At 49.6% G+C, this 9,354-nt stretch carries 8 protein-coding genes; all 8 read left to right on the forward strand.

Annotated features, from left to right (window positions below; translation table 11 throughout):
- Positions 1 to 30 precede the first annotated feature (30 nt).
- The gene (locus KDK13_RS14810) at positions 31 to 1,095 is read left to right on the forward strand and encodes a pilus assembly protein PilM (protein WP_257285747.1); all 1,065 of its coding nucleotides are present in this window, start codon (positions 31 to 33) and stop codon (positions 1,093 to 1,095) included.
- A complete protein-coding gene (locus tag KDK13_RS14815) occupies positions 1,095 to 1,658 on the forward strand; it encodes a PilN domain-containing protein (protein WP_257285748.1) in 564 nt (187 codons plus the stop codon). The genes KDK13_RS14810 and KDK13_RS14815 overlap by 1 nt, the downstream gene beginning before the upstream one ends.
- A complete protein-coding gene (locus KDK13_RS14820; protein WP_257285749.1) occupies positions 1,655 to 2,266 on the forward strand; it encodes a type 4a pilus biogenesis protein PilO in 612 nt (203 codons plus the stop codon). Before KDK13_RS14815 ends, KDK13_RS14820 begins: the two co-directional genes overlap by 4 nt.
- Positions 2,263 to 2,799 carry a pilus assembly protein PilP gene (locus KDK13_RS14825; protein WP_257285750.1) on the forward strand — a complete coding sequence of 179 codons (537 nt, stop codon included), beginning with the start codon at positions 2,263 to 2,265 and terminating at the stop codon, positions 2,797 to 2,799. The genes KDK13_RS14820 and KDK13_RS14825 overlap by 4 nt, the downstream gene beginning before the upstream one ends.
- Positions 2,800 to 3,074: 275 nt before the next feature.
- Positions 3,075 to 5,090 (forward strand): type IV pilus secretin PilQ, encoded by a 2,016-nt coding sequence (locus tag KDK13_RS14830; RefSeq protein ID WP_257285751.1) that lies wholly within the window; start codon positions 3,075 to 3,077, stop codon positions 5,088 to 5,090.
- 263 nt (positions 5,091 to 5,353) lie between these two features.
- A complete protein-coding gene (gene aroK, locus KDK13_RS14835) occupies positions 5,354 to 5,875 on the forward strand; it encodes a shikimate kinase AroK (protein WP_257285752.1) in 522 nt (173 codons plus the stop codon).
- A 14-nt stretch (positions 5,876 to 5,889) separates the two neighbouring features.
- Complete coding sequence (gene aroB / locus KDK13_RS14840; protein WP_257285753.1) at positions 5,890 to 6,969, forward strand: 3-dehydroquinate synthase; 1,080 nt, start codon at positions 5,890 to 5,892, stop codon at positions 6,967 to 6,969.
- 524 nt (positions 6,970 to 7,493) lie between these two features.
- Positions 7,494 to 9,354, forward strand: a 1,861-nt coding sequence (locus tag KDK13_RS14845; protein ID WP_306671148.1) for a glutamate synthase central domain-containing protein, incomplete at its 3' end; no start/stop codon positions are given.

Consider the following 9,354-nt stretch of genomic DNA (forward strand, 5'->3'; position numbering starts at 1 on the left):
TTTTATAACTAATAATCAAGGATTGCACCAGTGTTTGGGCTGCTGAAGAAAAAATCAAATGTCGTTTTAGGGGTAGATATAAGCTCGACATCCGTTAAAGTCCTTGAGCTAGGACTAAGAGGCAGCGGTTATAGAGTCGAAGCTTTCGGTGTTGAACCCCTTCCGCCGGGAGCCGTTGTCGAAAATAATATTCATGACGTTGATATTATTGGCGAAGCCATCGCAAGGGCTATCTCCCAATCCAGAACTGGCCTGAAAAACGCAGCTGTTGCTGTGTCAGGATCTGCCGTTATTACCAAAACCATCGATATGGATGCTTCCCTCAGTGAAGATGAGATGGAAACCCAGATTACTGTTGAGGCAGACCAGTATATCCCCTATGCCATGGATGAAGTGGCCATCGACTTTGAAGTCCAGGGCCTGAACGAGAAAAATCCCGAGCGGGTTGAAGTTTTGCTGGCAGCCTGTCGTCGTGACAATGTTGAAATGCGCGAGGAGGCACTTCGGCTTGGGGGATTGACTGCCAGGGTTATTGATGTAGAAGCTTTTGCCATGGAGCGGGCATGCGAATTAATTGAAGACCAGCTTGACCTGCCAGATCAGGATCCGGTGCTTGCTGTCGTCGATATTGGTGCCACGAAAACCACACTGAATGTGATCAGTCGGGGTAAAACTGTATACACCCGCGAGCAGTTATTTGGTGGACGGCAGTTGACTGATGAGATTCAGCGCCGTTATGGGCTCACCCCTGAAGAAGCCGAGAAAGCCAAGCGTAAGGGAAGGCTGCCTGATGATTATGAACCTGAAGTCCTGGAACCATTCCGGGAAACGGTGGTTCAGCAGGTGTCGCGCTCACTGCAATTCTTTTATTCGTCGAGCCAATTTAACGATGTAGATGTTATTGCGCTGGTAGGCGGTTCAGCATCAATCTCAGGTATGGCAGAAATGATTCAGGATAAACTGGGGGTCACGACCAGACTGGCAAATCCTTTTGCCGGAATGTCCATGGCTGGGAGAGTGGACACGGACCAACTGGCCAGTAAGGCACCATCGCTGATGATTGCCTGCGGACTTGCCATGAGGAGTTTCGACTGATGGCAAGAATTAACCTTTTACCTTGGCGAGAAGGGCTGAGAAAAGAACGGAAGCAGCGTTTCATTGCCATCTGGGGGCTAACGGTGTTGGTTGGCATTGGCCTGGTCTTTATTGGTGATCTTTACATCAGCCATAACGTCAGTCATCAGCATAGCCGCAACCAATATCTGCAGAATGAGATTACGCTGCTTAATCAGCGGATCAGTGAAATCAAGGACCTGAGAACCAAGAAAGAGCAGCTGCTTGAGAGGATGCAGGTCATTCAGAACCTGCAGGGAAACCGCCCTGTGATTGTTCGTATATTTGATCAGGTTGCACGTGTGATTCCTGAGGGGGTTTATTTCAAGCAGATAACGCTGGAGGGAAATCGCCTGACGCTTGTCGGGGTTGCTGAGTCCAATAACCGTATCTCTGCCTTGATGAGAAACTTCGACACCTCAGAATGGTTTACTGAACCAAATCTGACTGCGGTCAGGAAAGTATCGGCAAACAGTCAGCGCTGGAATGAGTTTGATCTTACGGTTAAGCAGATCAATCCCACTCAGTCCAAGGGGGGATTATGAGCCTTGCAGATTCGTTACAAAAGCTGAATGAGCTTGATTTGAATGACATTGATTTTGATAACATCGGCTCCTGGCCAATGGGGGGCAGGGTCTTTGTCTGTATTCTGACTCTGGTTTTGATCATGGGGTTTGGTTATCAGTTTCACCTGACCAGTTTGCAGGATCGCTATCAAGTTGCTGCCAGTAAAGAACAGGATTTACGAGAGCAGTATCGAATCAGGGCGTTCCAGTCGGCAAACCTGAGAGCCTACCGCGAACAGATGGCGGAAATGGAAAACTCTTTTGGTGCGCTGGTGAAACAGCTGCCCAGTGATACAGAGGTTCCCGGGCTGCTGGAGGACATTACCTTTACCGGGCGTGGGGCAGGTCTGCAGATCGAGGAAATCAAACTTCAGGATGAAAATGTCAGCCACTTTTATATTGAGCTGCCAATTAGCATTGGCGTGACGGGTACATACCATGACCTGGGTAACTTCGTCAGTGGTGTCGCCAGTCTTTCGCGAATCGTTACTTTGCATGATTTTGAGATTCGCCCGGGCAAGAATGGTCAGTTAACCATGAGTATCCTGGCAAAAACTTACCGCTACAATGATCAAGGGGGGCTATGATGAAGCTGCTTCAACTGGGAATTGTTGCGGGTGCTGCGCTGATTCTTGCAGGATGTTCGGATGGCGGCAGCCGGGGGTATCAAGATATTGATAACTATATGGCAGAGATGAAAGCCCGTCCTACAGGTAATATTGAGCCGTTGCCCAAGTTCAGGCCTTATGAGGCTTTTACTTATCAGGCGTCTGCCATGCGGAGTCCTTTTAAACAGCCGGTGAAAATTGAGCTGACGACGGAGCAGCTCAACAGCAACATCCAGCCAGACCCAGACCGTGTTAAACAGTATCTGGAGCAGTTTGAAATGGATTCGTTCCGTTTGGTAGGCTCTATCAGTAATGACGAAGGGTTCTGGGGGCTGGTACGTGGGTCTGATGGCGTTCACCGGGTCCGCGTGGGTGATTACCTGGGGCGTAACCATGGTCGTATTACTTACATTGATGACCAGGAGCTGCGTGTAACCGAGGTTGTTCCTGCGGGTCCAAGGTATTGGATTGAGCGGCCAAGAGTTCTTCGCGTTAATTTGAATAGTCAGTGATTTTGTTACCTTTATTGTGAATTAATCATCATCTTTTCAGTAAGGATCATGCTGTTATGCCCTTTTCGGCTGACAGTATGTTTCTGGCTGTTTTGATTGATTTATTTGATTGATTTATTGGATTGTTGTTCAGGCATGGGCCGCATGTTTTTATCTGTGGAATGCTTCGCAGTCTGAAAGGATATGGTTTTAGGCCAAATTAGCGTGATGGGCTGGATTATTTAAAAAAGATGCCGATCAAAAAAACAATTCTAATTCTGAAATAGGTGCGTTAGATGAATAATAGTCCCCTGTTGCAGGCCAGGGCTGTCCGAGGGCTTCTGTACACGCTGCTGGCCATGTTGCCTATTTCCGTGTGGGGTGTCACCCTGAAAAATATGGATGCAGCTGCATTGCCGGGTGAGATGGTTGAGCTGCGTTTGACCTTTGATGGCGAGGCACCAGTTGCTCACGGCTACAGTATTGAGAAGCCCCCCCGGATTTCCATAGACCTGCCTTTTACCCGCAGTGAACTCCCCAAGTACAATGAGATTGGTTTTAATAATGCCAAGAGTATGACCGTACTTGAAGCTGGTGACAGAACCCGTCTGGTCATTAATCTTCAGCAGCCTACCCGCTTTAGCAGCCAGTCTGATGGCAGGACGCTCAGTATTTATCTTGGTGAGGATAACAGCACCACTGCCGTTCAGAGGGAGACAGCCCGGGAGAGCCAGTCATCCAGTCAGGCAGCTGAAGTGATTAAAGGCATCACAGATATTGATTTCCAGCGGGGTGATGATGGTGAGGGAGAGGTCGTCATCGCCCTGTCCGATGCCAGAATTCCGATGGATATGAATGAACAGGGGGGGCGTATCCGCCTGGAGTTCCAGGGCGATATATTGCCACAGAATTTGAGAAATCGCCTGGATGTTGCCGACTTCGCTACGCCGGTCAAGTTTATTGATGCTGCCATTGAGGATGGTAACAGCGTTATTATTATTGAGCCCAGGGGAGAGTTTGAGTACCTGGCCTATCAGACGGACAATCTGTTAACGGTCAGCGTCAAGGCTCCAGAGCCTAAGGATCGCAGCAGAAGAAAGGCAGGGCTTTCTTATAAGGGTGACAAACTGTCGTTGAACTTTCAGGATATCGAAGTCCGGGCTGTTCTTCAGTTGATCGCTGATTTTACCGATCTTAACCTAGTGGCATCGGATACGGTTGGGGGTAATGTCACCCTGCGGCTGCAGAATGTGCCCTGGGATCAGGCGCTTGATATTGTGCTTAAGGCCAAAGGGCTTGATAAGCGTCTGGAAGGCAATGTTCTCACCGTAGCTCCGGCGGCGGAAATTGCCGCCCGTGAACGGGAGCAGCTGGAGAACGAAAAACAGATTCGGGAGCTGGCCCCGGTTTATACCGATCTGGTGCAGATTAATTATGCCGATGCTGAAGAAGTTGCAAAGGTTCTGCAGGGTGCAGAAGGTGCCAGCCTGTTGACAGAAAGGGGTTCGGTTCAGGTGGTTTCGAGAACCAACAGTCTGTTGATCAAGGATACCCAAGCCAAGCTGGATGAATTGCGTGACCTGATTGATCAGTTGGATATTCCTGTTCGTCAGGTGATGATTGAGGCGCGGATTGTGACGTTGAATTCAACACTTAATAAAGAGCTTGGCATCAATTGGACAGGTAACAGCGAGGATAAAAGCAGATCTGGAGATGGTCGGGAGTTATTTACTGACTTTACACTAGGCGGTTCTGGAAGTGCTATCAATTTGGGTTTTTCTACAGGAACTGGCACTTTATTGAAATTGGAGCTGTCCGCACTGTTGAGTGACGGGGGTGGAGAAGTTATTTCACAACCAAAGGTTATAACTGCAGATAAAAAGACTGCGATAATAAAATCGGGTACGGAAATTCCTTATCAAGAAAAAACTTCGAGTGGAGCCACTTCTGTATCGTTTAAAGATGCGGTTCTTGGCCTAGAGGTAACTCCTCAGATTACTCCAGATGGGCGAGTAATTATGGATATAAAGATCAACAATGATGAGAAAGGGGAAGTAGATACCCAGAGTAAAATCCCAATCATCACGAAAAACGAGATTAAAACTCAGGTTCTTGTTGACGATGGCCAGACTATTGTATTAGGTGGTGTGTTTAAAACTACTGCCAATAATAATGTGTCAAAGGTCCCAGTACTTGGAGATATACCTTTTGTTGGAGCCTTATTCAGATCAACAAGTAATACAGATAAAAAAGATGAGCTGATGGTTTTCATAACGCCAAAAATCATTACTGAAGGAGTTTCATTGCGTTAACGTTCCTTTACCTCACCTCGTTCCCACGCTCCGCGTGGGAACGCATACCGCAGAGTATCAGCTAGCACTGCCCAAACCGTACAAGTCATTACGCATTCTCACGGAGGCCCGTGGGAACCAGGCGGCGGGTGTTACCGCAGACACAACCACCACCAAATAACTGACAAAAACGGGAGCAACTGCTCCCGTTTTTTTGTTGTCATAACCGCTTGCGATGCGCTACGCTCGCTGCAAACAGGCAGGAAGTCAGGCTGGCAAAGCGCATGCCATTAACAAACATCTATCTTATTGGGCCCATGGGGGCAGGCAAAAGTACCATTGGCAGGATGCTGGCAAAAGAGCTGGCCTGCCCCTTTCTTGACTCGGATCATGTCATTGAGGAGCGCAGTGGCGCGGATATTCCCTGGATTTTCGATGTTGAAGGTGAGCAGGGGTTCCGGGACCGGGAGAGCCAGGTCATCGAAGAGATTTGCCACAAGAAAAGCGTGGTCATGGCAACCGGTGGGGGGGCTGTTGGCCGATCGGAGAACAGGCGACAACTGAGCACCAATGGTTTTGTGGTTTATTTGCGTACCCCGGTATCAATACAACTGCAGAGAACGGAAAAAGACAAGCGTCGGCCACTGCTGCAACGGCCAGACCGTGAGGCATTTCTGAGTCGGCTGCTGGAAGAACGTGACCCATTGTACCGGTCCATCGCCGACCTTGTCCTGGACACTGCCACCCTGTCGCCCCGTCAGATCATTAAAAAAATTATTCAATCGGTTGGCCTGGAAAAACAGTGAAGGAGTCATCATCCATGCTGGAACTCAACGTCGATCTGGGAGATAGAAGTTATCCCATTTTTATCGGCTCCGATCTTTTTTCAACCCCTGATTATTTCCAGCCGTACATCAAAGGCAAACGTGTTGCGATTGTCACCAACGAGACGGTTGCTCCTTTCTACCTGGGTCTCATTAAGCGCACGCTGGCAACGTATGACTTGTCGGTAATCACCTTGCCGGATGGTGAAAAGTACAAAAACCTCGAAACTCTCAACCTTATTTTCGATCAGCTGCTAGAGGAACGGCATACACGCAAAACAACATTGCTGGCACTGGGTGGCGGTGTGATTGGTGATATGACCGGTTTTGCTGCAGCCTGCTATCAGCGGGGTGTGGATTTTATCCAGGTCCCGACGACACTGCTCTCCCAGGTTGACTCTTCAGTGGGTGGGAAAACCGGGGTCAACCATGCCCTGGGTAAAAACATGATCGGTGCATTTTATCAGCCCAATGTCGTCATTATTGATACGGCGACACTGGGCACTCTACCAGACCGGGAGCTTTCAGCAGGGCTGGCGGAAGTCATCAAATATGGTTTGATTTGCGATAAACCGTTTTATCAGTGGTTGCTGGAAAACATTGGACGTTTAATGGACCGTGACCCGGAAGCACTTTCCTACGCAATCCATCAATCCTGCCGGGACAAAGCCAGAGTGGTTGAGGCAGATGAGAAAGAGTCCGGTATTCGTGCCATTCTCAATCTTGGACACACCTTTGGCCATGCAATAGAAACCCATACCGGTTATGGCGACTGGTTGCACGGTGAAGCGGTTGCTGCTGGTATGGTGATGGCGGCTGATCTTTCCTGTCGGGAAGGCAATATATCCAGAGAAGAGGTCGATGAGCTGGTATATTTGCTTGAGCGTGTCAGCCTGCCGGTCATGCCACCTTCTGGTATCACCCCGGATCGCTTTCTTGAGCTGATGGCAGTGGATAAAAAAGTGCTGGATGGCCAATTGCGGCTGGTGCTTCTGGACTCCGTTGGTCATGCTGTGGTGTCGGACAGTTTTAGTCATCAACATTTAATGGCCAGCCTTGAGTGGTTCTGTTGCTGAATACTTTTTCAATGGTTGGCTCAACGGCTGAAGCGTTCTCTCCAGCTCTCTTTATGTTGATACTGACTGTTCGCAGCTGTGTGAGTTCACTGAAAAGGTTCGATATGTCTATGTTTTGCTGTGGTTTTTACTGTTATTGATAAGGGTTGTTTGTGATTGCAGTGACAGCCGTGTAAAATAGCGTGCCGTTTTGCGTGTCAGGATGGTCATAAGCCAGATTCAGTTTTATGCACTTAAGTTGCATAAAATTTCGGTGCGGGAGTTCGCTTGCCACTAGCCTGCCGACTGCAAAATAGTTATGGCTCCACAGATACAGTGTGCCAGCGGAGCATCCGAATTTTTAAAAAACGTGGAATCCACCTGATTCTGAAGTAGAACATCAAGCCTTCCGTAGAGGGGCCTGCTTAAAAAGGTGGAGAGGGGGCCTGCTTGAAGTTGGAAGGGGGAAAGTCGGGATGACTTTTATTTAAGGCGAGACGAGCCAGAAAAATAATGGGTTGATGAGGTTGGTAGAGAAAGTGCCTATGAAAGCAGGTCTGTATAATCCCGGGGAGTTTCGGGATAACTGTGGTTTTGGGCTAATTGCCCAGATGGAAGGTAAGAAAAGTCACCACCTTCTGAAAACGGCGATTGAAGCACTGACCTGTATGACACATCGCGGTGGTATTGCTGCCGATGGTAAAACAGGCGACGGTTGTGGTCTTCTGATTCAAACACCGGATACTTTTTTTCGAACCGTTGCGCAAGAAAAGTTTGGCTGCGAGCTACCCGGGCAATATGCCGTGGGTATGGTCTTTCTCAATACCGATAAAGCCCGGGCAGAGAAAGGCAGAAAAACACTTGAGAACGAGTTGCAAAAGCAAAGGCTCAATGTTGTTGGCTGGCGCCAGGTTCCTGTTAATGTCGATTGCCTGGGGCCCATCGCAAAAGACCTTCTGCCAGGTATTGAGCAGATCTTTGTTACCCCCGAAGGTGAGCTTGAAGAGAAAGCGTTCAATGCCCGGCTCTACATGGCTCGCCGTTATACCAATATGGTGATGGCGGAAGACCCGGATTATTATATTTGCTCCCTGTCGCCCAGGGTCATCACCTATAAAGGTCTGATGATGCCGGTGGACCTGCCGACGTTTTATCCGGACCTGGGCGACAGCCGCTTTGAAACGGCGATCTGTGTATTCCATCAGCGCTTTTCTACCAACACCATGCCGCGCTGGCAGCTGGCCCAGCCCTTCCGTATGCTGGCTCACAACGGTGAAATCAACACCATCACCGGTAACCGTAACTGGGCAGAAGCCCGTCGTCAGAAGTTCCAGTCGCCATTACTGCCGACGCTTGATGATATTTCCCCCCTGGTGAACCGCACCGGCTCTGACTCATCCAGTCTGGATAACATGATGGAGGTGCTGGTCACTGGTGGTGTGGATCTTTACCGAGCCATTCGAATGCTGGTTCCGCCCGCATGGCAGAATGTGGACACCATGGATCCGGATCTCAGGGCATTCTATGAATACAGTTCCATGCATATGGAGCCGTGGGACGGTCCTGCAGGCCTGGTTATCACTGATGGCCGCAATGCCGTCTGTGCCCTGGATCGTAACGGCTTGCGCCCGTCACGCTGGGTTATTACCAGGAACGGTTACCTGACCGTGGCTTCAGAGGTGGGTGTACATGGCTACAAGCCTGAAGATGTGGTTGCCAAAGGCCGGGTTGGGCCGGGAGAAGTCCTGGCGATTGATACCGAGACTGGCGAACTGCACCAGGCCCATGATATCGATGACAAACTGAAAGTCCGTCAGCCCTACAAAAAGTGGCTGAAGCAGAACGCCTATCGTATCCGCTCACACTTCAGTGAAGATGATTACCAGGTTGACCACCTGTCTCCTGAGCAGCTGAACGTCTATCAGAAGATGTTTATGGTCACCTTTGAGGAACGTGATCAGGTGGTCCGCCCGCTGGTTGAGTCTGGTCAGGAAGCGGTTGGTTCCATGGGTGACGATACTCCGATGGCCGTGCTCTCTGCCAGAACCCGGACGGTCTATGACTACTTCCGTCAGCAGTTTGCCCAGGTGACCAACCCGCCCATTGACCCGCTGCGTGAAGCGATCGTCATGTCCCTGGAAACCTGCCTGGGTCGTGAGTTGAACCTGTTTGAAGAAACACCGGAACACGCTGCCCGGGTGATTCTGAAGTCGCCAATCCTGTCCACAGCGAAGTTCCTGGACCTGATGAGTGTTCGTCATCAGCATAAGTCCTTTGAGACAGAAACCATTAACCTGATTTACGATCCGTCCATCGGTCTTGAACAGGCGGTGTTGAATATCTGTGACCAGGCGGAAAAAGCAGTGCAGTCCGGCAAGGTGCTGATCTGTCTTTCTGACCGTCATA

This window comes from Endozoicomonas sp. SESOKO1 (genome assembly GCF_024606265.1).
GTDB lineage: Bacteria > Pseudomonadota > Gammaproteobacteria > Pseudomonadales > Endozoicomonadaceae > Endozoicomonas.